This window comes from Microbacterium sp. OR21, assembly GCF_047306785.1.
Taxonomy (GTDB): Bacteria; Actinomycetota; Actinomycetes; order Actinomycetales; family Microbacteriaceae; genus Microbacterium; species Microbacterium esteraromaticum_E.
Genome location: NZ_JAZEXJ010000003.1, coordinates 192,991 through 219,338 on the forward strand (window position 1 = coordinate 192,991; position 26,348 = coordinate 219,338).

The window sequence follows — 26,348 nt, forward strand, 5'->3', positions numbered from 1 at the left end:
ACCCGCGTCATTGCGGGCCGTTGTCCGCTGCGCGACGTACCGTGGATGACATGGCCAGGAGCACCACCAAGTCCGAGCGCGCGTCCGAGAGCGCGACCTCGTCGCGGCCGAAGCGGCAGGCGGCCGCTCGATCGAGCGCGAAAGCCGCTCCCGCGCCGAAGAAGTACATCGACGAGGCCGACCGGCCGCCGCTCGGTGTGCGCATGTGGCTTGGGCTCGCGCACGGCGTGGGCGGTCTGTTCCGCGCGTTCGGACCGGAGAACCTCGAGAAGGACCAGCGTCGCGACGGCTTTCCGCTGCTGCTCGTCCTCTTCGCGATCATCGGCGGCGTCGTCGAGTGGTTCTTCATCGGCAACGAGGTCGCGCAGAACGTCAGCGCGTTCACCTGGGGACTGCTGGTCGGTCGCGTCGCGTTCGTCCTGCCCGTGCTGCTGCTTCTGCTCGCGGGGTGGCTGTTCCGCCATCCGTCGTCGGTGCACGACAACGGCCGCATCGGCATCGGCTTCGGCCTGCTCGTGCTCTCGCTCGCCGGCATCCTGCACGTCGCGTCGGGCACGACCGGTGCGACCGACGCGATCGTCCGGCCGCAGCCGCGCGACGGGATGCCCGAGCTCAGCGCCGCCGGCGGCCTGTTCGGCTGGATGCTCGGCGAGCCCCTGGCGTTCCTGACTCCCGTCGTCGCGTACATCGTCCTCGCGCTGCTGGCCGTGCTCAGCATCCTCATCCTGACCAAGACCCCGCCGAACCGCATCGGCGAGCGACTCGGCGACCTGTACGCCTGGATGTTCGGTGCCGAGCGCCCGATGCGTCCGAGCGAGGCCGAGAAGGCGGCCGATGCCGACGAGCAGAGCGGCGACGACCTGCCGTGGTGGCGTCGCAACAAGAGCGGCCGGGAGGAGACGCCGGACGACGACGTCGACTCGCAGGCCATCACCGCGCTCTTCGACGAGCCCGCGCAGAAGACCGCGTACGACCAGGCGGTCATCGTCGACGACGAGCCGGCGCGGCCGGGCTCGGCCGACGCGGCGACCGAGGTGCTCTCGGACGTCAGCGCGCTGACCGGCCTGCTCGGCGAGCAGAACACCACCGCGCTGCTGGACGACGACGGATCCACGGGCGAGCTGCCCGGTCTCGACGGCTTCGGCACCGACGGCCCGGGGGAGAAGGGGATGCAGGCTCCCGCCGCCCCCTACGTGCTGCCCTCCACGGCCGTGCTCAAGTCCGGCCCGCCCCCTGTCGTGCGCTCCGACGCCACCGACCGCACCATCGAGCAGATCACCAGCGTCCTCGAGCAGTTCAAGGTGGATGCCAAGGTCACCGGCTTCTCGCGCGGGCCGACGGTCACGCAGTACGAGGTCGAGGTCGGCCACGGCGTGAAGGTCGAGAAGATCCTCCAGCTGAGCAACAACTTCGCCTACGCCGTCGCATCGAACGACGTGCGCATCCTGTCGCCGATCCCGGGCAAGAGCGCGATCGGCATCGAGATCCCGAACGTCGACAAGGAGACCGTCGCGCTCGGCGACGTGCTGCGCTCGACCGCGGCGCAGAAGAGCACGCACCCGCTGACCATCGGCGTCGGCAAGGACGTCGGCGGCAACATCGTCGTCGCGAACCTCGCCAAGATGCCGCACCTGCTCGTGGCCGGCTCCACCGGCTCGGGCAAGTCGAGCTTCGTGAACTCGATGATCACGAGCCTGCTTATGCGCGCCCGCCCCGCCGACGTGCGCATGGTGCTGATCGACCCGAAGCGCGTGGAGCTCACCAGCTACGCCGGCGTGCCGCACCTGATCACGCCCATCATCACCAACCCGAAGAAGGCGGCCGAGGCGCTGCAGTGGGTGGTGAAGGAGATGGACATGCGGTACGACGACCTCGCATCGTTCGGCTACCGCCACATCGACGACTTCAACAAGGCCGTCCGTGCCGGCGAGGTGCAGGTGCCGCCGGGCAGCGAGCGGGTGCTCAAGCCGTACCCGTACCTGCTCGTCGTGGTCGACGAGCTCGCCGACCTGATGATGGTCGCGCCGCGCGACGTCGAGGACTCGATCGTGCGCATCACCCAGCTGGCCCGCGCCTCGGGGATCCACCTGGTGCTCGCCACGCAGCGCCCGAGCGTCGACGTGGTGACCGGACTCATCAAGGCCAACGTGCCGTCGCGCCTGGCGTTCGCCGTGACCAGCGTCACCGACAGCCGCGTCATCCTCGACGCGCCGGGAGCGGACAAGCTCATCGGTCAGGGCGACGCTCTCTTCTCGCCGATGGGCTCTTCGAAGCCCTTCCGCCTGCAGGGGGCCTGGGTCGACGAGACCGAGATCTCCGCGGTCGTCAAGCACGTCACGCAGCAGGCGCGTCCGGAGTACCGTCCCGACGTGCAGGAGTCGGCTGAGGCCCGCAAGAAGGAGGTCGACGAGGACATCGGCGACGACCTCGAGCTGCTGCTCGCCGCAGCAGAGCTGATCGTGTCGTCGCAGTTCGGCTCGACATCCATGCTGCAGCGCAAGCTGCGCGTCGGCTTCGCCAAGGCGGGAAGGCTCATGGACCTGCTGGAGTCGCGCGAGATCGTCGGCCCCTCCGAGGGGTCCAAGGCCCGCGACGTGCTGGTGACCTCTGAGCAGCTGCCCGGTGTGCTCGCGAAGCTGCGCGGTGACGACGCGCCCGCCGCGGCCCCGGCCGCCCCGGCCGCCGACCCATACGGCGGTGATCCCGTCGAGAAGCAGTTCGACGGTCTGCCGGTGGTCGAGAGCGATGACGACGGCGACGAAGACGCCTGGGGCCTGACGGGACGCGAGTGATGGCGATCCCACGGCAGCTCCCCAACGCGATCACCGTCGCGCGCATCCCGCTCGCGGTCGTCTTCTTCGTGCTGCTGCTCCTGGCCGGCCCCTTCGGAGGCGACGACATCGTCATGCGGTGGGTGGCAGCGGGGCTGTTCGTGCTCGCCATCTCGACCGACTGGGTCGATGGGTACCTCGCACGCAGATACGACATCGTCAGCGACTTCGGCAAGCTCTGGGATCCGATCGCCGACAAGCTCCTCACCGGCGCAGGCTTCCTCGGGCTGGCGATCCTCGGCGAGGTTCCGTGGTGGATCATCATCGTGATCCTGATCAGGGAGTGGGCGATCACGATCCACCGCTTCACGCTCGTGCACGAGCACGTCGTCGCGGCGGCGTGGATGGGCAAGGTGAAGACCCTGGTGCAGGGAGTCGCCCTGAGCTGGGCGCTGCTTCCGCTGCACGGCCTCGTCGGCCAGACGCCGTGGGTCGTGATCACCCAGGTGCTGATGGTGCTGGCGCTGGTGCTCACCGTCGCGAGCGGCATCGACTACGTCGTGGCTCAGGTGCGCGGTCGCCGGGGTGCGGCGTGAGCGACGCCGCACGGCTGGTCGGCGCCCTGCGCGAGCGGGGGTGGACCCTTGGGGTCGCCGAGTCGCTGACCGGGGGAGCGGTCGCCTCCGAGATCGTCTCGGTGCCCGGTGCCTCCGCGGTGCTGCTCGGCGGTGTGGTGGCGTACGCGACGCCGCTCAAACACTCGCTGCTGGGCGTGGACGCGGTGCTCCTCGCCGACCACGGGCCCGTGCATCCGGATGTGGCCGTGCAGATGGCCGAGGGGGTGCGACGGACAGTGGCGGTGGACGGACGTGCCGCCGATGTCGGCATCGCCACGACCGGCATCGCCGGTCCCGACTCGCCCGACGGTCAGCCGGTCGGCACCGTGCACATCGGCGTGGTCACTCCCCGCGGCCGTCGCAGCATCCCGCATCTGTTCACGGGCACCCGCGCCGAGGTTCGTCAGCAGGCCGTGGCCGCAGCCGTCGCCGCGGCGCTGCGAGCAGTCGGGGAATAGCTCCCCGGGCAACGGCGTTCTCCTCTACGTGACAGGTCGCTCACTCACAACTCAAGCACAGCGAGAAACAGTAGATTCAACGACACCCCATCGGGTTAGACTGGCGATCCCCTCGGAGCAGGTTCCGGGTGGCGCGAAGGAAAGGAGGTTCCGATGATCCTCGTCAGACAGGAGATCGGCGATGTGCTGCGGGACTTCCGCCTGCAGAAGGGGCGCACCCTGCGTCAGGTCGCGAGCAAGGCCTCCGTCGCGCTCGGGTACCTGAGCGAGGTCGAGCGCGGCCAGAAGGAGGCGTCCAGCGAGATCCTCGCGTCGGTCGCCGAGGCGCTCGACGTTCCCATCTCGACCATCATGCGCGAGGTCGGGGAGCGCATCTCGGTGCTCGAGGGCCTCAGCCGCTTCCCGGATGTCGTTCCCGACGACCTCGTCGCCGCGGTCGAGCCCGAGCTGTCGCTGCACTGATCGAGCGGCCCCGCTCACCCATGCGACGCAGTGAGTTCCTCCGCGCGGTGGACGACGAGTTCGGCGGTCGCGCCGACTCTCTGACGCACGACCTGATCCTGGGCGCACTGGGCAGAACAGCCCGCGAGGCGCTGGATGCCGGTGTGCCGCCGCGAGACATCTGGCTCGCCCTGTGCGACGAGACCGATGTGCCGGCGCCCCGTCGATACGGCGTCGGGCGTCTCGACCCCCGCGAACGCTGATCGAAACTCGACCGACACGGCACGGCGTGTCGTCGAAGTTCTGTTCGATGCGCGCGTAATGTTCTGCACAAGTGGTCTTGACGTCATCTTCTCCACATCAGACGCTGCCGCCGAACGAATGTCGGTGGCTGCTCCTACGGTGAAGGATGTGGCACTCAGCCATACGCCTTGTCGCAGAGTCGGTCCGTCCGGAACGGCCGCGACAGCCTACAGGCGGCAGAACTTCGAGATACAGAGGAGCACGTCATGCCATCGACCGACGACCGCGAGAAGGCTTTGGATTCCGCACTTGCGCACATCGAACGTCAGTTCGGCAAGGGATCGATCATGCGACTGGGCAGTGACGAGCGCGCCCCCGTCGAGGTCATCCAAACCGGATCGATCGCCCTCGACGTCGCCCTGGGCATCGGAGGCCTGCCGCGAGGACGCATCATCGAGATCTACGGTCCCGAGTCGTCCGGTAAGACCACCCTGACCCTGCACGCCATCGCCAACGCGCAGCGGGCAGGCGGCATCGCCGCGTTCATCGACGCCGAGCACGCGCTCGACCCCGAGTACGCCCGCAAGCTCGGCGTCGACATCGACCAGCTGCTCGTGTCGCAGCCCGACACCGGTGAGCAGGCGCTCGAGATCGCCGACATGCTGATCCGCTCCGGCGCGATCGACCTGGTCGTGATCGACTCGGTCGCGGCCCTCGTGCCCGAGGCGGAGATCAAGGGAGAGATGGGCGACTCGCACGTCGGTCTGCAGGCGCGACTCATGTCGCAGGCCCTGCGAAAGCTGACCGGTGGGCTGAACCAGACCAAGACCACGGCCATCTTCATCAACCAGCTGCGCGAGAAGATCGGCGTGTTCTTCGGATCGCCCGAGACCACCGCCGGCGGTAAGGCGCTGAAGTTCTACGCATCGGTGCGCCTCGACATCCGACGCATCGAGACACTGAAGGACGGCACCGAGGCGGTCGGAAACCGCACCCGCGTGAAGGTCGTCAAGAACAAGATGGCGCCGCCGTTCAAGCAGGCCGAGTTCGACATCCTGTACGGCGTCGGGATCTCGCGCGAGGGCAGCCTGATCGACTTCGGTGTGGAACACGGCATCGTCAAGAAGTCCGGCTCCTGGTACACCTACGACGGCGACCAGCTCGGCCAGGGCAAGGAGAACGCCCGCAACTTCCTGATCAAGAACGACGACATCGCGATGGCGATCGAGACGCAGATCAAGCAGAAGCTGGGTGTGGGTGTCAAGGCTGACGCGACCGTCGACGAGCTGGCCGAGCGCCGTCCGGCGTGATGTCCGGCTCCGGTGACGACCTCGCACCGATCATCCCGCTGTTCGGCGGGGCGCGGGGCGCCGTTCCTGCCACGGATTCCGTGCGGGCGGCGCCCCGGCGCAGCGGTCGGTTCGGCGACACGCGCGACGATCACGACGAGACCGGTTCGATCGAGGCGGATCCCGACGAGATCCGTCAGCGTGCCGAAGACGCGCTGGTGCGCAAGCTGCGCGCCAAGCAGCTGTCGGTTGCCGAGGCGCGATCCGTTCTGCGCGAGAACGATCTCGACCGTGACGCGATCGAGGATGTGCTCGACGACTTCCAGCGCCGTTCGTATCTCGACGACCACACCCTCGCCTCGCTGCTGGTGACCTCCGGGGCCGAGCGGAAGGGGCAAGGGCGCATCGCTCTGGCCCGTTCGCTCGCGCAGCGGGGCATTCCGCGCGACGTCATCGACGACGCGCTGGAAGAGCTGCCCGACGACGATGCCGAGCGTGCGCTGGAGTTCGCCCGCAGCAAGGCATCGGGCATGAGCCGGCTCGACTTCGACACTGCACTGCGCCGGCTGCACGGGCAGCTCGCCCGACGCGGCTACGGAGGATCGGTGGCGATGAGCGCCGCCCGCACCGCCCTGAGTGAGGTCGGGGTGCGCCGGGCGACGAGCCGTCCGAGCGGCGTCCGCTTCGTCGACTCCGACTGAACCTGCGTTCCACGAGCCGCTCGGCCACCCGGCCCGGCGGCTCGTAGAATGGAGGAACCATGTCTTCTCTCTCCTCCGAACCGACGATCATCGCGCCATCCGACGCGGCGATCACCGCCGACGGGCGTCGCCGCTCCTACGAGGTGCGCACCTTCGGCTGCCAGATGAACGTGCACGATTCCGAGCGGCTGTCCGGCTCGCTCGAGAGCGCGGGGTACGTGCGTGCGGATGCCGGCGACGAAGCCGACATCGTGATCATCAACACGTGCGCCGTCCGCGACAACGCCGCCGGCAAGCTGTACGGAACACTGGGCCACCTGAAGTCCCGCAAGGACAAGCACGAGGGCATGCAGATCGCGGTCGGCGGCTGCCTGGCGCAGATGGACCAGCAGGCGGTGCTGGATAAGGCACCCTGGGTCGACGTCGTCTTCGGCACGCACAACATGGGATCGCTGCCCGGTCTGCTCGAGCGAGCCCGTCACAACGGCGAGGCAGAGCTCGAGATCCTCGAGTCGCTCGAGGTGTTCCCATCGACCCTGCCCACCAAGCGCGACTCCGCCCACAGCGGCTGGGTGTCTATCTCGGTCGGCTGCAACAACACGTGCACGTTCTGCATCGTGCCGAGTCTGCGCGGCAAGGAGAAGGACCGGCGCCCCGGCGACATCCTGAACGAGATCCGCCTGCTCGTCGAAGACGGAGCGATCGAGGTCACTCTGCTCGGTCAGAACGTGAACTCGTACGGCGTCGAGTTCGGCGATCGGCAGGCGTTCAGCAAGCTGTTGCGCGCCGCGGGCGAGATCGAGGGTCTCGAGCGGATCCGCTTCACCAGCCCGCACCCGGCGGCGTTCACCGATGACGTCATCGACGCCATGGCCGAGACACCCAACGTCATGCCTCAGCTGCACATGCCGCTGCAGTCGGGAAGCGACAGCATCCTCAAGGCGATGCGGCGCTCGTACCGCAGTTCGCGCTATCTCGGCATCATCGAGCGCGTGCGCGAGCGCATTCCGCACGCCGCGATCACCACCGACATCATCGTCGGTTTCCCCGGTGAGACGGATGCCGACTTCGAAGACACGATGCGCGTCGTCGAGCAGTCTCGCTTCTCGGGAGCGTTCACCTTCCAGTACTCCATCCGCGAGGGCACTCCGGCCGCGACGATGGAGAACCAGGTGCCCAAGGCAGTCGTGCAGGAGCGGTACAACCGGCTGATCGCGCTGCAGGAGCGCATCTCGCTCGAAGAGAACCAGAAGCAGGTCGGCCGCGAGGTCGAGGTGCTCGTGTCGGTCGGCGAGGGCAAGAAGGACGCCGAGACCCACCGTCTCACCGGTCGTGCGGAAGACAACCGCCTCGTGCACTTCGAGGTGACCCCCGGATCCGAGCTCCCCCGTCCCGGCGACGCCGTCACGGTGAAGATCACCCACGGCGCGCCGTTCCACCTGCTGGCCGACGATCCGACCGGTGCACCCCTGCGCATCCGCCGCACCCGCGGCGGTGACGCTTGGGATCGCGCGCAGGCCGCGTCGTGCGGAGTGCCCGCTGTGCCGGGAGAGGCGGGTGCACCGCGAGCGGTGTCGCTCGGTCTGCCGACACTGCGCCCCGTCGGGTCTTGACCCCCGGGCCTGGTCGCCCCGGCGCCGCACCGCGGCTCTGGGCCGTCGTCGGTGCGACCGGAACGGGCAAGAGCGATCTGGCGCTCGACCTCGCCGAGCGCCTGCGTGCGCTCGGGAATCCCGCCGAGATCGTCAACGCCGACGCCATGCAGCTGTATCGCGGCATGGACATCGGCACGGCGAAGCTCTCGCTGCACGAGCGACGGGGCATCCCGCACCATCTTCTCGACGTCCGTGATGTCACCGACGAGGCCGCAGTCGCCTGGTACCAGCCGATCGCCCGCGAGGCCATCACGGCGATCCTCGCGCGCGACGCCGACGCGATCCTCGTCGGCGGGTCGGGGCTGTACGTCTCGAGCGTGATCTTCGACTTCCGCTTCCCGCCGCGCGATGCCGCGGTCCGCGCGCGTCTGGAGGCCGAGCTGGACGCGAACGGCGCCGGAGCGCTGTTCGAGCGACTGCGCGAGGTCGATCCGGACACCGCCGCCAGGATCGACCCGAAGAACGGCCGTCGCATCGTGCGAGCGCTCGAGGTGATCGAGCAGGGCGGCGCCACGCACGGCGCGGTGCTTCCCGAAACGCCGCGGCTCTGGCATCCCGCCACCCGCATCATCGGCCTGCACACTGCTCGCGATGTTCTCGTCGAGAGACTCGACCGGCGCGTCGAACGGATGTGGCGCGATGGGATGCTCGAGGAGGTCGAGCGGCTGCGCGCCGCAGGCATCGAGCGGGGCATCACCGCGTCTCGAGCGATCGGCTACGCACAGGCCCTCGCCCAGCTGCGCGGTGAGATGACGCAGCATGAGGCGATCGCCGAGACACAGGCGCTGACGCGACGGTACGCGCGCCGGCAGGTGTCGTGGTTCAAGCGCTACCCGGACATCGAGTGGATCGAGCATCCGGTCGATGTCACTGCGGTCACCGGCTGAGGTCTGGTGCGGTGTCGGCGGTCCGGTGCACGATGAGTCCATGACCACGCACTTCTACACCGCGTCATCCGTCGACGGCTTCATCGCCACGACCGATCATTCGCTGGACTGGCTGCTGAGTCAGGACATCGACGAGGACGGCCCGATGGCGTACCCCGGCTTCATCGCCCGGGTGGGCGCCCTGGCCATGGGTGCGTCGACGTTCGAGTGGGTGATGCGGCACGAGAAGGGACGCTGGGATTACGCGCAGCCGACGTGGGTCTTCACACACCGCGAGATGTCCGCACCAGAGCACGGTGACGTGAGATTCACGCAGGACGATGTCCGTCGGGTTCACGCCGAGATGCTGGCGGCCGCAGACGGCAAAGACATCTGGATCGTCGGCGGGGGAGACCTCGCCGGGCAGTTCGCCGACGCCGGTCTGCTCGACGAGGTCTGGCTGCAGTACGCACCCGTCACCTTGGGCGCCGGCGCGCCGCTGCTGCCGCGACGGCTCGATCTCGAGCTGATCGAGGTGGCGCGCAACCGCAGCTTCCTGTGCGGTCGCTACCGCGTCGTCGGTGCGCCCGCTCCCTAGACTGGTCGCATGGTCGCATTCACCAAGGGGCACGGCACAGGCAACGACTTCGTGATCATCGAGGACGTCGACGGAGCGCTCGATCTGACCGTCGCTCAGGTGCAGGCGCTCTGCGACCGCAACTTCGGCGTCGGCGCCGACGGGGTGCTGCGCGTCGTGCGCTCGCGTGCGCTGCCCGAGGGCGCCGCGGCTCTCGCGGAAGAGCCGGATGCCGAATGGTTCATGGACTACCGCAACGCAGACGGATCCATCGCCGAGATGTGCGGCAACGGCATCCGCGTCTTCGCCCACTATCTGCTGCGCGCCGGGCTGGCAGAGATCGAGAGCGGCTCGACGCTGCCGATCGGCACGCGGGCCGGCGTCCGCGACGTGATGCGCTCGGAGAACGGATACCAGGTCGACCTCGGGCTGTGGCGGCTCGACGGCGGTGAGCCGCTCGCACGCGCGGCCGGGCTCTCCGTCCCGCGGCCGGGCCTGGGGATCGATGTCGGCAACCCGCATGTCGTGGTGGCGCTGGCATCCGACGACGAACTCGCCGGGCTGGATCTCAATCCGACGCCGGTGCTCGACCCCGCGCCTGCCGCGGGAGCCAACGTCGAGTTCGTGGTGCCGGGCGAACCGCTGGTGCGCGACGGCATCGGGCATGTGCGGATGCGCGTGCACGAGCGGGGCGTCGGCGAGACGCTCAGCTGCGGCACCGGAGTCGCCGCGACCGCTCTGGCGGTTCGTCACTGGGCCGGCTCCCGCGCGCCGCAGCAGTGGCGGGTCGAGGTGCCCGGTGGCGTGCTGGGCGTGCGGATGTTCCCCGCCGAGGACGGCGAGCACGTCGCCCTGTCGGGCCCTGCACAGCTGGTCTACCGCGGAGAGATCGACCTGGCCTGAGCCGGTTCGGGGGAGCGCCGCCTATTCGGGCAGCATGATGGGTGCTGTCGGCGGATTGCCGTGGCGGCGCACCTTCAGGATCCGATATCCCTTGCCCGTCGCGGCCCGGGTGATGCTGTACCCGGGCGTGAAGACCGACGTCATCCAGCGCTGCAGGGAGTCGGATCCGAGGTTGCGCTGCACCACCAGCCACGCGTCGCTGCGCTCGTCGAGCCGGGGGATCCAGCGCTCCAGCATGTTGTGCAGCTCGCTCTTTCCCACGCGGATCGGCGGGTTGGAGCGGATCGTGGTGAAGACCACGTCGTCGGGAACATCCTCGGGCTTCACGGCGTTGACATTGGTGAGGCCGAGGGATTGGGCGTTGCGGCGGGTCAGATCCAGCGCACGCTCGTTGACATCGACCGCCCAGATCGTGGCGTGCGGTGACGAGAGGGCCATGGTGAGACTGATCGGACCCCAGCCGCACCCGAGGTCGAGGAAGTTGCCGCTCGGCGGCAGAGGAGCCATGTTGGCGAACAGCACCGCGGTGCCGGTGTCGAGACGGTCGGGGCTGAACACGCCGCCTGCGGTGGTCACCTGCCGATCGCGTCCCGCGAGCGGGACGGCGATGGTTCGGAGGTTCTCGGCACTGGCCGGGGCCGCACTGAAGTAATGATCGGACGACGGCATGCAGTGAGCGTACCGGACACCGCGGGCTAAGGTTAAGGCGCTTCTCAGAGAGGACAGAGTTCACCACCGGATGACGAACATCAACGACGACAACACCACACAGGATGCACTGGATCGCGTGCTCGCGAACGCCGAGCCCCGCACCCAGGCGCGGGTCTTCGGCGCCGCCCAGGCGCTGCAGGACACAGCATCCGCCGCCCACACCGATGCGGACGGCCAGCAGTGGGATCTCGAGGACCGGCACGCGCTTCGTCGCGTCGCGGGCCTCTCCACCGAACTCGAGGACGTCACCGAGGTCGAGTACCGCCAGCTGCGTCTGGAGAATGTCGTGCTCGTGGGTGTGTACCCGCAGGGCGCGCAGGATGATGCCGAGAACTCGCTGCGCGAGCTCGCGGCTCTCGCCGAGACTGCGGGTGCCGTGGTGCTCGACGGTCTGCTGCAGCGCAGACCGCATCCCGATCCCGCGACGTACCTCGGGCGCGGCAAGGCGCAGGAGCTGAAGGAGATCGTCGCCGCCGTCGGCGCCGACACGGTCATCGCCGACACCGAGCTCGCCTCCAGCCAGCGGCGCGCGCTCGAGGACGTGGTGAAGGTGAAGGTCATCGACCGCACCACCGTCATCCTCGACATCTTCAGCCAGCACGCGAAGAGCCGTGAGGGCAAGGCGCAGGTCGAGCTCGCCCAGCTCGAATACCTCCTGCCGCGCCTGCGCGGCTGGGGCGAGTCGATGAGCCGTCAGGCCGGTGGCCAGGTCGGCGCGGGCGGTGCGGGCATGGGCTCGCGTGGACCGGGTGAGACGAAGATCGAACTGGATCGCCGCCGCATCCGCACCCGGATGGCGCAGCTGCGCAAGCAGATCCGCGAGTTCGGGCCCGCGCGCGACGCCAAGCGCGCCGAGCGCAAGCGCAACACCATCCCCTCGGTCGCCATCGCGGGGTACACGAACGCCGGCAAGTCGAGTCTGCTCAACGCGCTCACCAGCGCCGGTGTGCTGGTCGAGAACGCGCTGTTCGCGACGCTGGATGCCACCGTGCGCCGGGCCGAATCCGCCGACGGCCGTGTCTACACGCTCGCCGACACCGTCGGCTTCGTGCGGAACCTGCCGCACCAGCTGGTGGAGGCCTTCCGCTCGACCCTCGAGGAGGTCGGTCAGGCGGACCTGCTGGTGCATGTGGTGGACGGCTCGCATCCTGATCCGTCGGCCCAGCTGCAGACCGTGCGCGACGTGATCGGAGACGTGGGCGGGCGGGACATCCCGGAGATCGTCGTGTTCAACAAGGCGGATCTGGTCGACGACGACGAGCGGCTCGTGCTGCGCGGCCTCGCGCCCGGCGCGCACTTCGTCTCCTCCCGCACCGGCGAGGGCATCGCCGAGCTGCGCGCCGAGATCGAGCGCCGACTGCCGATGCCGGCCGTCGAGGTGCGCGCGCTCGTGCCGTACGACCGGGGCGATCTGATCTCGGCCGTGCACGAGAGCGGCGTGCTGGTCTCGGCCGAGCACGAGGAGGAGGGCACCGCCGTGCACGCGCATGTGTCGGAGCGTCTCGCCGCCGAGCTCGCGCCTTTCGCCCGCGACTGACATTCTTGTGCGGGCCGGTGCGCCCGCCCGCACAAGAAGGTCAGTCAGGATGCCGAGAAGCGGCCCTCGACCGTCGCGGAGACGGTGATCTCCTCGCCCTGGAACTCCATGGCGGCAGCCGAATCCATCGCGATGCCGCGCATGGCGACCGGTTTGAAGGCGGCGCTCTCGGTCGACATCAGCCCGCGGTCGGAGATCTCCCGCGGCGTCACGTCGTGCAGCCCGAGCGCCTGAGCGTAGGCCCGCGCACGCGACACGGCGACGCCGACGGCCTGGGTCGCGACCTCGCGCTCGACCTCGCGCTCGGTCTCGGGCGTGAGATGCCAGTCGATCGATCCGACGGACACCCCGTCGTCTGCCGAGATCTCGGTCACCCAGATCGACATCTCGGAGAAGTCGGCGAACGTGGCGGTGAAGTCGATGCTCGCGCGGTACACCGGGGCGAGCTTGCGCCCTTCGTTGTTCCACGGCCGCTCGGCGTACACGCTCATGCGCTGACTGCTCCATTCGGTGACGCTGCCCGCCTCCTTCCGGGATTCGACGCCCTCACGCACGGGAGCCGCCGCAGCCAGCACTCGCTCCACGACCTCCGCCCGCCCGGGGCCCTCGAACGACACCGACAGATGGATCGTCGCCCGCTCTGGCGCCACGCGCAGCTCGTGCTCGCCGCGGACCGTGATGATGACTTCGCTCATGCGAGCGACTGTACGGCACACTGCAGACGCTCCCGGGCGCGGAATAGCATCCGGCGTTGATCCGTTGTATTCTTTGATGCTCGGGAGCACCTGCTCCCGCTGGTAATTCCACAGTGTGACAGCGGCTCCTTCGCAAGAAGGTCCACGGGGCTGATCGGTTTCGACGGCGCCTGTGTATCGACGAGAAGCGGGCCGAGGATGCAGGGTTATCTCGTGAACGCTCCCTGCGAACCTATAGTTGCCGAATCCAAGCGCAACGACTTCGCCCTCGCTGCCTAAGCGAGCCCGATAGTCCGTCAGACCGTATGTGATCCCGATACGGACCCTGGCGTCATCTAGGGATCTTGCTGCGTGACGGCGTCTGGACGTCACGTGGGACTCTTCCCAGACTGGGCTCGTCGACTTAGGTGTCTGTGACAAAGGTCGGAGCCGAGCAGAACGCCTTCACAGACTGCGCCCGGAGAAGACGTGGATTAGCAGCGTCGGACGGGGGTTCGATTCCCCCCAGCTCCACCAAGCCGTTGTCACTGTGGAATCACCGGAGCTCTACGCTCCGGTCACGGTCGCGGACGCAGCCCGTCCAGCGCGACGGCGCGGATCTCCGCGCCCAGCAGCGCCGGATCGACCGGGCCGTCGGGCCGATACCACTCGACGACCGAGTTGATCATCCCGAAGATCAGGCGGGTGGCGACACCGGCATCCAGATCCGCCCGGACGAGACCCTCGGCCTGGGCCTCCCGCACGAGGTCGGTGACCGTGTGGTCGAAGCGGCGCCGGCGCTCGAGCGCCGCCATCTCGATGTCGCTGTTGCCGCGCAGGCGCAGCAGCAGGGTCACCTGCGGCTGGCGCGCGGTCAGCACCCGTACGGCGCCGTCGACGATGGCGGTCAGCCGTTCGCCGGGCGTGGGGTGCGTGAGGGCCGTCTGCAGTGCCTCCTCGAGACCGTCGAGCGCCTCGTCGAGCGCGATCTGAAGGATCTGCGCTTTCGAGTCCACGTGGTGGTAGAGGGCCGACTTGGTCACACCCAGACGCGTGGTGAGGTCGGACACGGAGGTCGCGTCGTACCCCTGTTCGTTGAACAGCTGCACGCCTGCCCGGATGACGTCGTCCCGGTCGTGGCCCGGCCGCCCGCGGCGCTGCGCGCGGTTCGTCGGCATGGTCACGGGCGGCTCCTCGGCATCCCCCAACTCTAGTCGCGGACTCGGGCGCCGCTCAGCCGCAGGAGGAGTCGTCAGACCGCTAAGCTGAGAAGGTAATCCGACGATCGGAAAGGCTTCGACGTGGTCGACTTCATCGTGTTCATGGTTCTGTTCCTGGGCGGCTTCTGGCTGTTCGGCGCCGCGTGGGAGATGCCGGCATGGCAGGGCGTGGCGTTCAGCGGCGGCATCGTCCTCGTCAGCCTCGCGCTCGCGTACGTGATGCGTCAGCGCGGCTCGGCCACCCGCCGCACCGACAACTGGAACCAGCGCCAGAAGTGACGGAAGGCGCCGCCCGTGGGCGGCGCCTTCATCATCGGGGCCTGTTCGCTCATCCTTTCCAGTCGATGAGCAGCAGGCCCTGTTTCGTGTCTGCGAACTTCACCCAGCCGTCGCCGAACTCGTAGGTCATGCCGAAGCCGTCCTCGTCGGTCGCGATGGCGTAGGCGGGATCCTCGGTGAAGTAGACGAGGCCGCCCTGGGTCGAACGCAGCCAGCCGTCGCGCTTCAGGTTCGACTGGGCGGTCGCGGCGGCGCGCTCGTCGAGGGCACCCCAGCCGTACATCTGGCCGTGATCGGAGGCGGTGCTGAAGTCCGCCCACATGCACAGCAGACCGCCTTCGACGACGGTCTCGCCGATGCGCAGCTCTTCGCGCTTCGACGACCATCCCTGTGAGGTGAGGGCGTCGACGGTGCCGCTCGTGATGATCGTCTCGCAGGTCGGGTCGGCATCGGCGGCGGGCGTCTCGTCGACCGGGGCCGTCGTGGCGACGGGCGTCGGCTCGGGACTGGCTGAGGCGGATGACGGGGGAGGGGGCGTCGGCGAGGGGGCGGCGCAGGACGACAGCAGGAGGGCTGCGGCGAGCGCGCTGAAGGCGAGTGGGATGCGGGGGCTCATGGAATCCGAGGGGGGAGAGGGGGCGGTGACGCGCTCAGGGGAGTCGCGCGTCGCGGAAGAGGGACAGGAAGGGGTTGTGCAGGATGCCGTTCGTGGCGAGCGTGGACAGCGCCGACAGGTTCTCGGTGCCGTCGAAGGCGGTCATGCGGCCGCCGGCTTCTCGGACGATCGCCACGGCTGCGGCGATGTCGTACTCCTTGACGTCGAACTCGGCGACCATGTCGATGCGCCCTTCGGCGAGGAGCATGTAGCTGAACACGTCTCCGTAGGCGCGGTCGCGCCAGACGCGGTCGGCCACGGCGAGAAGCTCGGGGAGCTTCCCGGCATCCGCCCACTGGGTGATGCTCTGAAAGCTCACGCTCGCGTCATCGAGCGAGTCGACGGCCGAGACCGAGAGCCGGCGCGGGGCACCGGGGGTGCTCGTCCACGCGCCGAGGCCGTCGGCGGCCCACCAGCGGCGGGAGAGCGCGGGCATGCTCACCACGCCGACGCGCGGCACGCCGTCGATCGCGAGGGCGATCATCGTGCCCCACAGCGGTACGCCGCGCAGGAAGTTGGCGGTGCCGTCGATCGGGTCGATGATCCACTGGCGGTGGGTGTCGCCCTGTGCACCGTACTCCTCGCCGAAGATGCCGTCGTCGGGGCGCTCGGCGGCGAGAAGCTCGCGGATCGCGCGCTCGGTGGCGAAGTCGGCATCGGTGACGTGCGAGCGATCGGCCTTGCGCGAGATCTGCAGATCAGCGGCGTCGAAGCGGGGGATCGACTGCGCATCCGCGGCATCCGCAAGCCGGAGAGCCAGCGCGAGGTCGGCAGCGAGGTCGGCGTCGGCGCGGGTGTCGGTCACCCATCCAGGATAAGCGGCGACCCTGAGCCGAACCGCTCGCGCGCATATCGGTCCAGACACGAAACGGCGCGCGCCCGGCGCGAACCGTTCAGAGATAGGGGACGAACGAGGCGGGAACCGTGACATTGCCGGGGACGCCCGAGAACAGCCCGGCGACCTGCTGCGGTGCGTACCCGGCGATCCCGCAGCCCACCGGGGTCAGCAGGAAGCGCAGTTCGGGATGCTCGGTGGCGAAAGCGACGAACGCCCGCGCTTCGCGCTCGAGAACGTCGAGGCCGCTCATGGTGTCGATGGCGTACGACTGGCCGTGATGCCCGTGACCCTCGCCCCACACCGCCCCGAACCTCTCGTACGCGACGCGGGCGGCGCCGCCGCCGTGCCGGCCCCCGGCGTTGCTGCCGAAGACGAACACCTCATCGGGGCGCAGGGTCGTGACGATGTCCGGGGTGATCTGCATGGCGGCACTCTACGTGTCCGGCGCAGACGAATAAAGCCGGGACCCTGATGGATCCCGGCTTCGCTCTCCGTGGTGCACCCCCAGGGACTTGAACCCTGAACCCACTGATTAAGAGTCAGTTGCTCTGCCGATTGAGCTAGAGGTGCGTGGCCCGGGAGATTTCCCCGGCCGAGGAATTACATTACCAGCGGCCCGGGGTCGCGCCAAATCGCGCTCGTCGGCCGGGCGGGTTGCGCGATTCAGGCGCCGGCGGTGATGAGATCGGCAGCCTCTTGCACCGTGTCGACGAGGTGCACGTGGCGCTCCATCGGCCGCCCCTCCGCAAGAGCGCGGAGCAGCGGCCAGGCGGGATAGCGCTCCGTCCAGTACTCGCGTCCGACGAGCACCATCGGGGCGACCGAGGTCTCGTCGGCGTAGAAGTTCTCGCAGGCGTCCTGGAAGATCTCCTGCACCGTGCCGCCGGATCCGGGCAGGAACACGATGCCCGACTGGCACACCTCGAGCAGGATCGCCTCGCGCTGGGCGTTGCGGAAGTACTTCGCGATCGCGCTGGCGAACGGATTCGGCGGCTCGTGGCCGTAATGCCAGGTGGGGATGCCGAGCGAGTCGCCGCCGTCGGGGAAGGCTTCGCGCACGGCGAAGGCGACCTCCGCCCAGGCGGCGATGCTCGGCGTGAAGCTCGGCACCGTCGCGAGCATCGAGAGGGCCTGCTCACGGGCATCCGCATCCCGGCCTGCCAGGTACCCGCCCAGGTTGACGGCCTCCATGGCGCCGGGCCCGCCACCGGTCGCCACCGTGAGCGTCGAGGAGAGGCGCTGGCCGAGCTCGACCCCGTCGGCGTACTCACGGCTGCCCCGCACGACGCCATGGCCGCCCATCACGCCGACCAGGCGGCGGAGCGATACCCACTCCGCGAGCGCGAGATCGATCGTGTGATCGTGCAGCGACTGCGCGAGCGTGGCGTCGCGTGACGTCTCCCGCTGCGACCAGGCGTATGTGCGGGCATCCGGGCTGTCGGCGTACCCGCCCGCGCCGAACAGCTCGGCGGGTGAGTACAGCGTGGTGCGGTAGGTGTCGATGGGGATGCCCGGCACGGTGGGGAACACGACGGCACCGCGCGCGCGGACGGACTCCTCGTCGGCGAGAGTCAGCCGGCAGCCGAGGAACAGCGACCCCGCCACCTCGACCGCCCGCAGCGCGCTGCCGCGTCTGGTGAGATCGAGCGTGCGCATCCGCCACCCCGAGAGCGAGCGGGCGCCTTGCGCGAGACGCCTGTCGAAGTCCTCGAGCGTGTCGACGTCGACGACCCGGCCGCGCGTTCTTCTCATGGGACGACCCTAGATCAGCGGCGTCCGGCTCTCGTCCGCGAGTTCCCGATCGGGCTCTTCCCTCCGGGCCGCCCCGGTGAGAGCATGGCGGACAGGAGGTAGCTCTCATGATCGATCTCGATGACATCGACACCGACGAGGACGGCGCGCTGACGGCCACCGTAGAACTTCCCGGCGGCCGCCGAGTGACCGTCGAATACGAATTCGACGAGGGGTTCGAGTACTCCGATGACGATGAAGACGACGACGAAGATGACGACGATGAGCCCGTCGAGCGTGAGGACCTGCCCGACCTCGACACGATGCAGGAGACGGTGAAGCACTCTCTCGCGCGACTCACCGAGGAGATCCTCGAGGCCCGCGAGCGGGAGGTCGTCGAAGAGCTCACCGAAGCGGCCTACGAAGGCGACGCCGACGAGGTCGACATGGCCGAGGCGCTCTCGGCGCTCAAAGACGACATCGCGCTCGACGGGGTCATCGTCTTCGGCGACGGGGGGCTCACTCTGCTCTACATCGCGCCGGAGGAGTATCCGGATCTGATCATCTACTGCCTGCTCGACGACGATCTCGAGATCGACGACCTGATGGTCGAGTGATCAGGCGACGCGGACGACCCGACCACCGGTCGCGGCGACCAGCTGCGCGAACGTGAGCGGCATCACCGTCTCGGGTGTTCCGCCCGCGGTCCACACCTCGTCGAATGCGCGCAGGTCCTCATCGATGTAGGTGGGCAGCGGCGCGGGATGCCCCACCGGAGCCACTCCGCCGATCACCTGCCCCGTCGACTCGCGGACGACGGCCGGCGGCGCCATCGTCACGGCTTCGGCACCGAGGTGACCAGCGAGAACGGCGAGATCGACGCGGTGCGCGCCGCTCGTCATGACGAGGATGGGCAGCTCGTCGGCCAGGAGCACGAGACTGTTCGCGATGGCCCCGACCGGGCATCCGATGGCCGACGCCGCCAGGGCCGCGGTGCGCGCGGAGTCGGGCAGGATGACGATGCGAGCCTCGATCCCCGCCTCGGCGAGCCGGTCGTGCACGATGCGGCTGCGGGGCGGGAGCGTCTCGGGGGCGGTCACGACAGGTTCTCCTCGGTGTGCGGGATGCCGCTCAGGCGGCGTCTCCGACGAGGATAGCCGCAGCGTCCTCGCTCTCGTCGCCGGCGTGATCGTCGATGTGCGCGAGCGCGCGGCGGCCGAGCAGCACGGTCAGCGCCGCCAGCAGCACCGCGGCGGCGGCGAACAGGTACGGAACGGTGTCGCCGTACGCGTGTGCCAGGGCTGCCGCGGTCGGCGGGGCCATCGCGCCGCCGAGGAAGCGCACCGCCGAGTACGCCGACGAGGCGACCGCGCGGGGCAGGTCGGTGGCCTCCATCACGGCCTCGGTCAGAACGGTGTTCATCACGCCGAGCAGCAGGCCGCCCACGATGATGCACGCCACCAGGGCGATGGGACTGGCGACTACCAGGCCGGCCGCGATGAGGTCGACGGCGAGCAGCGGCAGGGTGAGGAGGATGATCGTGGTGCGGCGCATGCGGCGCATCAGAGCGGGCGCCGCCCAGACGCTGGTCAGCGCGAGGGCGACGCCCCACCCGAAGAAGGTCAGGCCGATGCCCATGGCGCCGAAGCCGAGCGGGAACGGCGAGAACGCCAGCAGCACGAAGAAGCCGATGTTGTAGAACAGGGCGGCGACGGCGAGCACCGCGAGTGCGGGCCGTCGAAGCGCGCGGAACGGTGCGGAGAAGGGCATCGGCTCCCGGCGCCGGTCGTCGCCGCGCACGAGGGTGAGCACGGCGATGAAGCCGATGGCCATCAGCGCCACCACACCGAAGAATGGTCCGCGCCAGCTCAGTTCGCCCAGCAGCCCGCCCAGCAGCGGGCCGACCGCGATGCCCAGGCCGAGCGCGGCCTCGTAGAGCACGATGGCGGCGCCGCTGCCGCCGGTGGCTGCGCCGACGATGGTCGCCAGGGCGGTGGAGATGAACAGGGCGTTTCCGAGCCCCCATCCGGCACGGAAGCCGATGACCCAGTCGACGCTTCCGCTCACCGCGCACAGCAGGGCGAACACCACGATCAGTCCGAGGCCGACCAGCAGCGTGGCCTTCGCGCCGATGCGACTGGAGATCCAGCTGGTGATGAGCATGGCGAGACCGGTGACCAGCAGGTAGCTGGTGAAGAGCAGCTCGGTCTCGACGGGGGAGGCCTGCAGCGAATCGGCGATCGCGGGGAGGATCGGATCGACCAGCCCGATGCCCATGAATGCGACGACACAGGCGAACGCGACCGCCCAGACCTGCGCGGGCTGCCGCCAGATCGATCCCTGTGGTGTTCCGCTCATTCGTCGTCTCCTGTCTCGTCGGGGGTGTCCTGTGCGCGCTCGCCGAAGATGGCGGCGGTGCGCTCGATCGCTCGCCAGTCGTCTTCGCTCAGCCGTTGGAAGCGGGGGGCGAGCGTGGCGCCGAGCTCTTCACGCCACTCGTCGAGGGCGCGGATGCCGTCGACTGTGGCATTCACCACAGTGGCCCGGGAGTCGGCGGGGTCGGCGGAGCGCTCGACCAGGCCGGCGTGCTCGAGGATGCCGATCAGTCGCGTCATGCCCGGCTGCGTGGTGCGCGCCGCTGAAGCCAGGGCGCCGAGGCGCATGCCACCGTGCTGATTCAGGATGCTGAGCACGCGCCACTGCGCGGAGGGCGCCTCGTTGCCGGCGTCCCGGGCCGCGATCCGCGCCAGCGAATGGGAGGCGAGCACGATCGCGGTGATCGAGTCGGTCTGGTTCATACCAGCAAGTATATACCTGATGGTATGCAAAGTGTCAGCGTCGTGCGCCGGCGATCCGCGACGAGAGCTGATGGGCGTGCGAGAGCAGCGTCCGGCCCAGCTGCGGCAGACGGTCGGCGGCGAAGCGGAACTCCACTCCCGTGATGCTCAGCGCCCACTCGGGGCGACCCTCGCGGTCGAACACCGCTGCTCCCATGCCCCAGGAGCCCTCGACGATCAGGCCGGGATTGACCGCGTATCCGCGAGCCTTCGTCTCGCGCAGCCGTCGACGCAGCGGCGCCCGGCCGTGGGCGAATCCCCATCGCTCGTCGAGCTCAGGGTGACGCTCGAGGTAGGCATCCACATCGTGGTCAGGCAGGAAGGCGAGGATCGCCAGACCCGCGCTCGCGACGCCGAGCGGGAAGCGGACTCCCTCGCTGAGCACGAACGAGCGGATGGGGAAGGAGCCCTCCTCGCGGACGAGACACACGGTCTCATCCGCGCGGCGCGTGGAGAGAAATGCGCTCTCCTCGGTCTTGACGGCGAGCGATCGCACGATGTCGCGGGAGAGCTCGGTGATGTCATATCGCGCCGCGGCCACGGTTCCCATCAGATACAGCTCGGGCCCCGGTGTCCACCGCGCAGTGCCCTCGTCCTGATCGACCAGGCCCTCCACGCGCAGGGCGGTGAGCAGTCGGTGCGCAGTGGATCGGCTGAGGCCGGCATCGCGAGCCAGCGCCTGCAGCGACGCGCCGTCCGCCGAGGCGGAGACCAGACGCAGCAACGCGGCGGCGCGCGAGACGGCCTGCGCTCCGGGCACCGAACGACGCGAGGCGGACTGGGATTCCACATTGTGGACGCTAATGGGCTCGGTGACCACATCGCAAGCGCCGCCTTGTCCGCAGCACCGGGGCAGGCGGATGCTGGAGGAATCGCACACGAAGGAGTGGTCTTGATCGACAAGCAGTTCGCATCCGCGGCGGAAGCCGTCGCCGACATCCCCGATGGCGCCTCTCTCGCAGTGGGCGGCTTCGGCCTCTCCGGCAACCCGATGACGCTCATCGAGGCGCTGCATGCGCAGGGCACCAGTGGTCTCAGCGTGGTCAGCAACAACTGCGGAGTCGACGACTGGGGGCTCGGCATCCTGCTCGCCGCGCAGCGCATCCGCAAGATGACCTCGTCGTACGTCGGCGAGAACAAGGAGTTCGAGCGGCAGTTCCTCGAAGGCGACCTCGAACTGGAGCTCACCCCGCAGGGGACCCTCGCCGAGAAGCTGCGCGCCGGCGGTTCCGGCATCGCCGCGTTCTTCACCCAGACGGGGGTCGGCACCCAGGTCGCCGAGGGCGGTCTCCCGCGCCGATACAACCCCGACGGCACGGTGGCGACGGCCTCGCCGGTGAAAGAGGTGCGCAGCTTCGACTTCCACGGAGAGCAGCGCGACTTCGTGCTCGAAGAGGCGATCACCACCGACTTCGCCCTGGTGCACGCGCTCAAGGGCGACCGGCACGGCAACCTCGTCTTCAACAAGGCTGCGCGCAACTTCAACCCGCTCGCGGCGATGGCCGGGCGCATCTGCATCGCCCAGGTCGAGGAGCTCGTCGAACCCGGCGAGCTCGACCCGGACTGCATCCACCTGCCCGGCGTCTACGTGCACCGGCTGGTCGAGGTCGGTGGAGACATCGAGAAGCGCATCGAACGGCGCACCGTGCGCACCCAGGAAGGAGCCTGATCATCATGGCGCTCACCCGCAACGAGATGGCTGCCCGTGCCGCGCAGGAGCTCGCCGACGGCTCGTACGTCAACCTCGGCATCGGGCTGCCCACGCTGGTGCCCAACCACGTGCCCGACGGTGTGACCGTCGTGCTGCAGTCCGAGAACGGCATCCTCGGCGTCGGGCCGTACCCGACGGAGGAGAACGTCGATCCCGACCTGATCAACGCCGGCAAGGAGACCGTCACGCTGCTGCCGGGGGCCGCGTTCTTCGACTCGGCCACGAGCTTCGGCATGATCCGCGGCGGCAAGATCGATGCCGCGATCCTCGGCGCCATGCAGGTCTCGGCGAACGGTGATCTCGCGAACTGGATGATCCCGGGCAAAATGGTCAAGGGTCCGGGCGGCGCGATGGACCTGGTGCACGGCGCCGGACGCGTCATCATCCTGATGGAGCACGTCGCCAAAGACGGCTCCGCCAAGATCGTCGACGAGTGCTCGCTGCCGCTGACCGGCAGGGGAGTGGTCGATCGGATCATCACCGACCTCGCCGTCATCGACGTGACCGCCGACGGCCTGCTGCTCGTGGAGACGGCTCCGGGCGTGAGCGTGCAGCAGGTCGTCGACGCCACCGAACCCGCACTGACCATCGCCGAGACACTGAAGGAGAACTCATGAGCGACATCGTCATCGTCGCCGCCGCCCGCACTCCGCAAGGGCGACTGAAAGGGCAGCTCGCCTCGTTCACCGCACCGCAGCTGGGCGCACTGGCGATCCGCGGCGCGCTCGAGCAGGCGGCCATCGCCCCGGATGCCGTCGATGCGGTCATCATGGGCCAGGTGCTGGCAGCCGGCTCCGGGCAGAACGCGGCACGCCAGGCCGCGATCGGCGCGGGCATCGGCTGGGACGTGCCGGCGAGCTCGGTCAACAAGGTCTGCCTGTCGGGTCTCACCGCGATCATCGACGCGGCGCGCATGATCCGCACCGGCGACGCCACGACCGTCGTCGCCGGAGGCATGGAGTCGATGACCCGGGCGCCGCATCTGCTGATGGGCTCGCGCGACGGATGGACCTACGGCAGCGTCGAGGTGCTCGACCACATGGCCTACGACGGTCTCACCGATGCGTACGACCGGGAGAGCATGGGCGCGTCCACCGAGCGGCACAACCCGCGCTACGAGCTGACCCGCGAGATCCAGGACACCGTCGCCGCTCTGTCGCACCAGCGTGCGGCAGCCGCGCACGACGCCGGGGTGTTCGACGCCGAGATCGTCGAGGTCAGCGTGCCGCAGCGCAAGGGGGAGCCCATCGTGCTCACCAGGGACGAGGGCATCCGCCCCGAGACGACCGTCGAGTCGCTCGCCGGTCTGCGTCCGGCCTTCGCCGAAGGGGGCACCATCACCGCCGGCAACGCGTCGCAGATCTCCGACGGCGCGGCCGCCGTCGTCGTCACCACCCGCGAGAACGCGGATGCCCGCCGATGGCCGGTGCTCGCCGTGATCGGCGCCAACGGGCAGACGGCCGGTCCCGACAACTCCCTGCAGGCTCAGCCGGCGCGCGCCATCGAGAAGGCGCTCGAGAAGCAGGGCATCACCGCCGCACAGCTGGATCTCGTCGAGATCAACGAGGCCTTCGGAGCCGTCGTCGCACGGTCGCAGCAGGAGCTGGGTCTGGCGAGCGAGGTGGTCAACGTGCACGGCGGCGGCATCGCCATCGGGCATCCGATCGGGGCCAGCGGCGCCCGCCTGGTGGTGCACCTGGCGCACGAGCTCGCCAAGCGCGGATCCGGCACGGCGATCGCCGCGCTCTGCGGTGGCGGCGGTCAGGGCGAGGCGTTGATCCTTACCCGCTGATCCGAGCGACGGTGTCAGCGCTGCTTCGAGATGCGCTTGACCTCGTCACGACGCTTCTCGCGGCGCTCCTTCTTGTCGGGCTTCGGGGCGAACGGCGAGTCTGCCGAGACCGGGAGGCCCTTCTCCTGGCGCCGCATGTCCCTCACGGCGCCGATGGCGAGCGAGAGGGTGATCGCCCAGCTCACCCAGGCGAGCACCGCCCGCCAGGTGAACTGCTGGCCACGCGAACCGCGCAGCAGGGTCCAGCCCGTGGAGATGGCGCTGAAGAGTCCGGTGCGAAGGAGATAGCGCATGCGTCCACGGTAGCCGAGTGGTCGATCTCGCCGGGAAGGGTTGACATCCGGGCTCGCGAGCACCCGGTGTCGGCTCGGTGTCCGAGTGCAGGGCTCCAGTACACTAGAGCCCGGGCGTTCGCCCGTTCCACTGTGTATCCACCGGCCGCCGGCTCCCCGGCGGACAGCGGCGGCACCCGATCCGCGTCGAGGACGCGCGAGAGCCATGACACAGACTTCGATCCCCGCGCCGAGCCTGCTGCGGCTGACCGGCCTGCCCTACTTCGTGATCGCGTTCATCGCGCGACTGCCCTTCGCCATGATGGTGGTGGGCGTGCTGACCATGGTCGTCACCGTGCGCGGCTCGCTCTCGCTGGGCGGACTCACCTCCGCGGCCGTCGGTCTCGGCACCGCACTCGTCGGACCGTTCCTCGGCGCCGCGGCCGACCGCTGGGGGCAGCGCGTGGTTCTGGCGCTGTCTGCGGTGCTGAACGCCGCGATGCTGGCCGGCTTCGCCCTCGTGGTCTACCTTCCGGTGCCCGACGCTCTCGTCCTGGCATCCGCCTTCCTGATCGGCGCGACAGCACCGCAGGTGTCGCCGATGTCGCGGTCGCGGCTGGTCACGATCATCGCCGAGCGGATGCCGCAGACGCAGCGCGCCCGAACCACCTCGGCGACCATGTCGTATGAATCGGCGGCCGACGAGACCGTCTTCGTCTTCGGTCCGTTCCTCGTCGGCATCCTCGCCTCTTTCATCGCCCCCTGGGCGCCGATCGCCATCGCGTCGGCGCTCACCCTGCTTTTCGTGGGTGCGTTCGCCCTGCATCCCACCGGCCGGCACGTCTCCGTCGAGCGCGGTGTCGACGGGCGCGCGCCCTCGGCCGTCTCCGAGCTGTTCCGCCCCGCTCTCCTGGTGGTCGTGATCGGCATCTTCGGCATCGGCCTGTTCTTCGGGGCGAGCCTGACGGCGCTGACGTCGTTCATGGCCGACCGCGACGCCGCCGAGCAGGCCGGTCTGCTCTACGGCGTGATGGGCGTCGGGTCGGCCGTGCTAGCACTGGGGGTGGCGTGGCTGCCTGCGCGATTCACACTGCACGCGCGATGGCTGGTGTTCGCCGGCATCCTGGTGGCTGGTGCGGTGCTGTTCGCGACGTCGACGACGGTGACGACGATGGTCATCGCCCTCGCGCTCGTGGGCGTCGGCGTCGGCCCGACCATCGTCACCCAGTACAGTCTGGGCGCCGCGCGCAGCCCGCGCGGGCGCTCGGCGACCGTGATGACCATGCTCGGGTCGGGCGTCGTCGTGGGACAGGCGGTGGCCGCCGCCGTCACCGGCGCGGTCGCCGAGGGCGCGGGCACCCCGATCGCGGTCGTGCTGCCCGCGGTCGCCGCGGCGATCGTGCTGCTGGCCGGGATCGCCAACCGCGTGATCAGCCCGCGGCATCACTGACTCGAGGCATCACTGACTCGCGGCATCACCGACCCCCGCATCATTGGCATCGGCTCACCGGCACGTCAACCCCCGTAACCCCTGAGGCCGTCATGGATAGCCTGGGGGTACCGAGCAGAG

The 26,348-nt window shown here is 69.3% G+C and carries 30 protein-coding genes, 1 tRNA gene, 1 other RNA gene and 1 pseudogene; 20 read left to right on the forward strand and 13 right to left on the reverse strand.

The genetic code is table 11. The features are described 5' to 3' along the window. Positions 1-50 precede the first annotated feature (50 nt). From V2S04_RS09430 to dapF, 11 genes are all read left to right on the forward strand, one after another. A complete protein-coding gene (locus V2S04_RS09430) occupies positions 51-2,792 on the forward strand; it encodes a DNA translocase FtsK (RefSeq protein ID WP_413638269.1) in 2,742 nt (913 codons plus the stop codon). Then, complete coding sequence (gene pgsA / locus V2S04_RS09435; protein ID WP_413638270.1) at positions 2,792-3,367, forward strand: CDP-diacylglycerol--glycerol-3-phosphate 3-phosphatidyltransferase; 576 nt, start codon at positions 2,792-2,794, stop codon at positions 3,365-3,367. The genes V2S04_RS09430 and pgsA overlap by 1 nt, the downstream gene beginning before the upstream one ends. Continuing rightward, positions 3,364-3,846: a CinA family protein gene (locus tag V2S04_RS09440; RefSeq protein WP_413638271.1), complete on the forward strand. Its 483-nt coding sequence runs from the start codon at positions 3,364-3,366 to the stop codon at positions 3,844-3,846. Before pgsA ends, V2S04_RS09440 begins: the two co-directional genes overlap by 4 nt. 153 nt (positions 3,847-3,999) lie before the next feature. Next, positions 4,000-4,308: a helix-turn-helix domain-containing protein gene (locus tag V2S04_RS09445; RefSeq protein ID WP_099195711.1), complete on the forward strand. Its 309-nt coding sequence runs from the start codon at positions 4,000-4,002 to the stop codon at positions 4,306-4,308. 20 nt (positions 4,309-4,328) lie between these two features. Continuing rightward, positions 4,329-4,550 carry a DUF3046 domain-containing protein gene (locus V2S04_RS09450; protein WP_413638272.1) on the forward strand — a complete coding sequence of 74 codons (222 nt, stop codon included), beginning with the start codon at positions 4,329-4,331 and terminating at the stop codon, positions 4,548-4,550. Positions 4,551-4,796: 246 nt separating this feature from the next. Next, the gene (recA, locus tag V2S04_RS09455; RefSeq protein WP_099195709.1) at positions 4,797-5,840 is read left to right on the forward strand and encodes a recombinase RecA; all 1,044 of its coding nucleotides are present in this window, start codon (positions 4,797-4,799) and stop codon (positions 5,838-5,840) included. Further along, positions 5,840-6,520 (forward strand): regulatory protein RecX, encoded by a 681-nt coding sequence (locus V2S04_RS09460; RefSeq protein ID WP_413638273.1) that lies wholly within the window; start codon positions 5,840-5,842, stop codon positions 6,518-6,520. The genes recA and V2S04_RS09460 overlap by 1 nt, the downstream gene beginning before the upstream one ends. 59 nt (positions 6,521-6,579) lie before the next feature. Next, positions 6,580-8,133, forward strand: coding sequence for a tRNA (N6-isopentenyl adenosine(37)-C2)-methylthiotransferase MiaB (gene miaB / locus V2S04_RS09465; RefSeq protein WP_413638274.1), 1,554 nt, complete (start codon positions 6,580-6,582; stop codon positions 8,131-8,133). After that, complete coding sequence (gene miaA, locus V2S04_RS09470) at positions 8,130-9,062, forward strand: tRNA (adenosine(37)-N6)-dimethylallyltransferase MiaA (protein ID WP_413638275.1); 933 nt, start codon at positions 8,130-8,132, stop codon at positions 9,060-9,062. The genes miaB and miaA overlap by 4 nt, the downstream gene beginning before the upstream one ends. Before the next feature lie 40 nt (positions 9,063-9,102). Continuing rightward, complete coding sequence (locus V2S04_RS09475; protein ID WP_413638276.1) at positions 9,103-9,639, forward strand: dihydrofolate reductase family protein; 537 nt, start codon at positions 9,103-9,105, stop codon at positions 9,637-9,639. Between the two features lie 9 nt (positions 9,640-9,648). Beyond that, positions 9,649-10,521, forward strand: coding sequence for a diaminopimelate epimerase (gene dapF, locus V2S04_RS09480; RefSeq protein ID WP_413638277.1), 873 nt, complete (start codon positions 9,649-9,651; stop codon positions 10,519-10,521). Between the two features lie 21 nt (positions 10,522-10,542). Here the strand turns inward: dapF and V2S04_RS09485 are convergent, their stop codons facing one another. Next, a complete protein-coding gene (locus V2S04_RS09485) occupies positions 10,543-11,190 on the reverse strand; it encodes a class I SAM-dependent methyltransferase (RefSeq protein ID WP_413638278.1) in 648 nt (215 codons plus the stop codon). Positions 11,191-11,485: 295 nt separating this feature from the next. On the opposite strand from V2S04_RS09485, the pseudogene hflX reads away from it, so the two are divergent. After that, positions 11,486-12,532, forward strand: a pseudogene (gene hflX / locus V2S04_RS09490) (GTPase HflX); the annotation flags it as partial. 57 nt (positions 12,533-12,589) lie between these two features. After that, positions 12,590-12,769, forward strand: a complete 180-nt coding sequence (locus V2S04_RS09495; protein ID WP_413638764.1) for a hypothetical protein — start codon at positions 12,590-12,592, stop codon at positions 12,767-12,769. 44 nt (positions 12,770-12,813) lie between these two features. Here the strand turns inward: V2S04_RS09495 and V2S04_RS09500 are convergent, their stop codons facing one another. Further along, positions 12,814-13,464 (reverse strand): SIMPL domain-containing protein, encoded by a 651-nt coding sequence (locus V2S04_RS09500; RefSeq protein ID WP_413638279.1) that lies wholly within the window; start codon positions 13,462-13,464, stop codon positions 12,814-12,816. A 146-nt stretch (positions 13,465-13,610) separates the two neighbouring features. Between V2S04_RS09500 and ssrA the strand changes: the two genes are divergently transcribed. Continuing rightward, positions 13,611-13,980, forward strand: a transfer-messenger RNA (tmRNA) gene (gene ssrA, locus V2S04_RS09505). A gap of 41 nt (positions 13,981-14,021) precedes the next feature. On the opposite strand, the gene V2S04_RS09510 is transcribed toward ssrA, so the two are convergent. After that, the gene (locus V2S04_RS09510; protein WP_413638765.1) at positions 14,022-14,621 is read right to left on the reverse strand and encodes a TetR/AcrR family transcriptional regulator; all 600 of its coding nucleotides are present in this window, start codon (positions 14,619-14,621) and stop codon (positions 14,022-14,024) included. Between the two features lie 123 nt (positions 14,622-14,744). On the opposite strand from V2S04_RS09510, the gene V2S04_RS09515 reads away from it, so the two are divergent. After that, a complete protein-coding gene (locus tag V2S04_RS09515) occupies positions 14,745-14,942 on the forward strand; it encodes a hypothetical protein (RefSeq protein ID WP_099195701.1) in 198 nt (65 codons plus the stop codon). A 49-nt stretch (positions 14,943-14,991) separates the two neighbouring features. On the opposite strand, the gene V2S04_RS09520 is transcribed toward V2S04_RS09515, so the two are convergent. From V2S04_RS09520 to V2S04_RS09540, 5 genes are all read right to left on the reverse strand, one after another. Continuing rightward, entirely contained in the window at positions 14,992-15,558 is a 567-nt protein-coding gene (locus tag V2S04_RS09520) for a hypothetical protein (protein WP_413638280.1), read from the reverse strand. Positions 15,559-15,592: 34 nt separating this feature from the next. Beyond that, positions 15,593-16,402, reverse strand: coding sequence for an inositol monophosphatase family protein (locus V2S04_RS09525; protein WP_413638281.1), 810 nt, complete (start codon positions 16,400-16,402; stop codon positions 15,593-15,595). An 88-nt stretch (positions 16,403-16,490) separates the two neighbouring features. Next, positions 16,491-16,859: a hypothetical protein gene (locus tag V2S04_RS09530; protein WP_413638282.1), complete on the reverse strand. Its 369-nt coding sequence runs from the start codon at positions 16,857-16,859 to the stop codon at positions 16,491-16,493. 70 nt (positions 16,860-16,929) lie between these two features. Continuing rightward, positions 16,930-17,005 (reverse strand) — tRNA-Lys (locus V2S04_RS09535). A gap of 93 nt (positions 17,006-17,098) precedes the next feature. Then, positions 17,099-18,187 carry an LOG family protein gene (locus tag V2S04_RS09540; protein WP_413638283.1) on the reverse strand — a complete coding sequence of 363 codons (1,089 nt, stop codon included), beginning with the start codon at positions 18,185-18,187 and terminating at the stop codon, positions 17,099-17,101. A 107-nt stretch (positions 18,188-18,294) separates the two neighbouring features. On the opposite strand from V2S04_RS09540, the gene V2S04_RS09545 reads away from it, so the two are divergent. Further along, on the forward strand, positions 18,295-18,783 hold the full coding sequence (locus V2S04_RS09545) for a hypothetical protein (protein WP_413638284.1): 489 nt from the start codon (positions 18,295-18,297) through the stop codon (positions 18,781-18,783). Here V2S04_RS09545 and V2S04_RS09550 read toward each other — a convergent pair whose 3' ends face one another. Genes V2S04_RS09550 through V2S04_RS09565 form a run of 4 tightly spaced genes read right to left on the reverse strand, consistent with a single transcriptional unit; the run spans position 18,784 to position 21,793 of the window. Further along, positions 18,784-19,266, reverse strand: coding sequence for a YbaK/EbsC family protein (locus V2S04_RS09550; RefSeq protein ID WP_413638285.1), 483 nt, complete (start codon positions 19,264-19,266; stop codon positions 18,784-18,786). A 31-nt stretch (positions 19,267-19,297) separates the two neighbouring features. Beyond that, positions 19,298-20,524: an MFS transporter gene (locus tag V2S04_RS09555; protein WP_413638286.1), complete on the reverse strand. Its 1,227-nt coding sequence runs from the start codon at positions 20,522-20,524 to the stop codon at positions 19,298-19,300. Beyond that, positions 20,521-20,964 carry a MarR family winged helix-turn-helix transcriptional regulator gene (locus V2S04_RS09560; protein ID WP_413638287.1) on the reverse strand — a complete coding sequence of 148 codons (444 nt, stop codon included), beginning with the start codon at positions 20,962-20,964 and terminating at the stop codon, positions 20,521-20,523. Before V2S04_RS09560 ends, V2S04_RS09555 begins: the two co-directional genes overlap by 4 nt. Before the next feature lie 34 nt (positions 20,965-20,998). Further along, positions 20,999-21,793, reverse strand: a complete 795-nt coding sequence (locus tag V2S04_RS09565; RefSeq protein WP_413638288.1) for an IclR family transcriptional regulator — start codon at positions 21,791-21,793, stop codon at positions 20,999-21,001. 102 nt (positions 21,794-21,895) lie between these two features. Here V2S04_RS09565 and V2S04_RS09570 point away from each other — a divergent pair, with 102 nt between their 5' ends. From V2S04_RS09570 to V2S04_RS09580, 3 genes are read left to right on the forward strand one after another with little or no spacing between them, the layout of a single operon-like run. After that, complete coding sequence (locus tag V2S04_RS09570) at positions 21,896-22,672, forward strand: CoA transferase subunit A (RefSeq protein ID WP_413638289.1); 777 nt, start codon at positions 21,896-21,898, stop codon at positions 22,670-22,672. A 5-nt stretch (positions 22,673-22,677) separates the two neighbouring features. Then, entirely contained in the window at positions 22,678-23,331 is a 654-nt protein-coding gene (locus tag V2S04_RS09575; protein WP_340086910.1) for a CoA transferase subunit B, read from the forward strand. Further along, positions 23,328-24,506 carry an acetyl-CoA C-acetyltransferase gene (locus tag V2S04_RS09580; RefSeq protein ID WP_413638290.1) on the forward strand — a complete coding sequence of 393 codons (1,179 nt, stop codon included), beginning with the start codon at positions 23,328-23,330 and terminating at the stop codon, positions 24,504-24,506. The genes V2S04_RS09575 and V2S04_RS09580 overlap by 4 nt, the downstream gene beginning before the upstream one ends. 14 nt (positions 24,507-24,520) lie before the next feature. Here the strand turns inward: V2S04_RS09580 and V2S04_RS09585 are convergent, their stop codons facing one another. Next, positions 24,521-24,799 carry a hypothetical protein gene (locus tag V2S04_RS09585; RefSeq protein ID WP_413638291.1) on the reverse strand — a complete coding sequence of 93 codons (279 nt, stop codon included), beginning with the start codon at positions 24,797-24,799 and terminating at the stop codon, positions 24,521-24,523. A gap of 205 nt (positions 24,800-25,004) precedes the next feature. On the opposite strand from V2S04_RS09585, the gene V2S04_RS09590 reads away from it, so the two are divergent. Next, complete coding sequence (locus V2S04_RS09590; protein ID WP_413638292.1) at positions 25,005-26,228, forward strand: MFS transporter; 1,224 nt, start codon at positions 25,005-25,007, stop codon at positions 26,226-26,228. Positions 26,229-26,348 lie beyond the last annotated feature (120 nt).

Coding starts and splice junctions, on each gene's coding strand:
- V2S04_RS09430 (WP_413638269.1), top strand. CDS start 51: ATGGCCAGGAGCACCACCAAGTCCGAGCGCGCGTCCGAGAGCGCGACC.
- pgsA (WP_413638270.1), top strand. CDS start 2,792: ATGGCGATCCCACGGCAGCTCCCCAACGCGATCACCGTCGCGCGCATC.
- V2S04_RS09445 (WP_099195711.1), top strand. CDS start 4,000: ATGATCCTCGTCAGACAGGAGATCGGCGATGTGCTGCGGGACTTCCGC.
- V2S04_RS09450 (WP_413638272.1), top strand. CDS start 4,329: ATGCGACGCAGTGAGTTCCTCCGCGCGGTGGACGACGAGTTCGGCGGT.
- recA (WP_099195709.1), top strand. CDS start 4,797: ATGCCATCGACCGACGACCGCGAGAAGGCTTTGGATTCCGCACTTGCG.
- V2S04_RS09460 (WP_413638273.1), top strand. CDS start 5,840: ATGTCCGGCTCCGGTGACGACCTCGCACCGATCATCCCGCTGTTCGGC.
- miaB (WP_413638274.1), top strand. CDS start 6,580: ATGTCTTCTCTCTCCTCCGAACCGACGATCATCGCGCCATCCGACGCG.
- V2S04_RS09475 (WP_413638276.1), top strand. CDS start 9,103: ATGACCACGCACTTCTACACCGCGTCATCCGTCGACGGCTTCATCGCC.
- dapF (WP_413638277.1), top strand. CDS start 9,649: ATGGTCGCATTCACCAAGGGGCACGGCACAGGCAACGACTTCGTGATC.
- V2S04_RS09485 (WP_413638278.1), bottom strand. CDS start 11,190: ATGCCGTCGTCCGATCATTACTTCAGTGCGGCCCCGGCCAGTGCCGAG.
- V2S04_RS09500 (WP_413638279.1), bottom strand. CDS start 13,464: ATGAGCGAAGTCATCATCACGGTCCGCGGCGAGCACGAGCTGCGCGTG.
- V2S04_RS09510 (WP_413638765.1), bottom strand. CDS start 14,621: ATGCCGACGAACCGCGCGCAGCGCCGCGGGCGGCCGGGCCACGACCGG.
- V2S04_RS09520 (WP_413638280.1), bottom strand. CDS start 15,558: ATGAGCCCCCGCATCCCACTCGCCTTCAGCGCGCTCGCCGCAGCCCTC.
- V2S04_RS09530 (WP_413638282.1), bottom strand. CDS start 16,859: ATGCAGATCACCCCGGACATCGTCACGACCCTGCGCCCCGATGAGGTG.
- V2S04_RS09540 (WP_413638283.1), bottom strand. CDS start 18,187: ATGAGAAGAACGCGCGGCCGGGTCGTCGACGTCGACACGCTCGAGGAC.
- V2S04_RS09545 (WP_413638284.1), top strand. CDS start 18,295: ATGATCGATCTCGATGACATCGACACCGACGAGGACGGCGCGCTGACG.
- V2S04_RS09555 (WP_413638286.1), bottom strand. CDS start 20,524: ATGAGCGGAACACCACAGGGATCGATCTGGCGGCAGCCCGCGCAGGTC.
- V2S04_RS09560 (WP_413638287.1), bottom strand. CDS start 20,964: ATGAACCAGACCGACTCGATCACCGCGATCGTGCTCGCCTCCCATTCG.
- V2S04_RS09575 (WP_340086910.1), top strand. CDS start 22,678: ATGGCGCTCACCCGCAACGAGATGGCTGCCCGTGCCGCGCAGGAGCTC.
- V2S04_RS09580 (WP_413638290.1), top strand. CDS start 23,328: ATGAGCGACATCGTCATCGTCGCCGCCGCCCGCACTCCGCAAGGGCGA.
- V2S04_RS09585 (WP_413638291.1), bottom strand. CDS start 24,799: ATGCGCTATCTCCTTCGCACCGGACTCTTCAGCGCCATCTCCACGGGC.
- V2S04_RS09590 (WP_413638292.1), top strand. CDS start 25,005: ATGACACAGACTTCGATCCCCGCGCCGAGCCTGCTGCGGCTGACCGGC.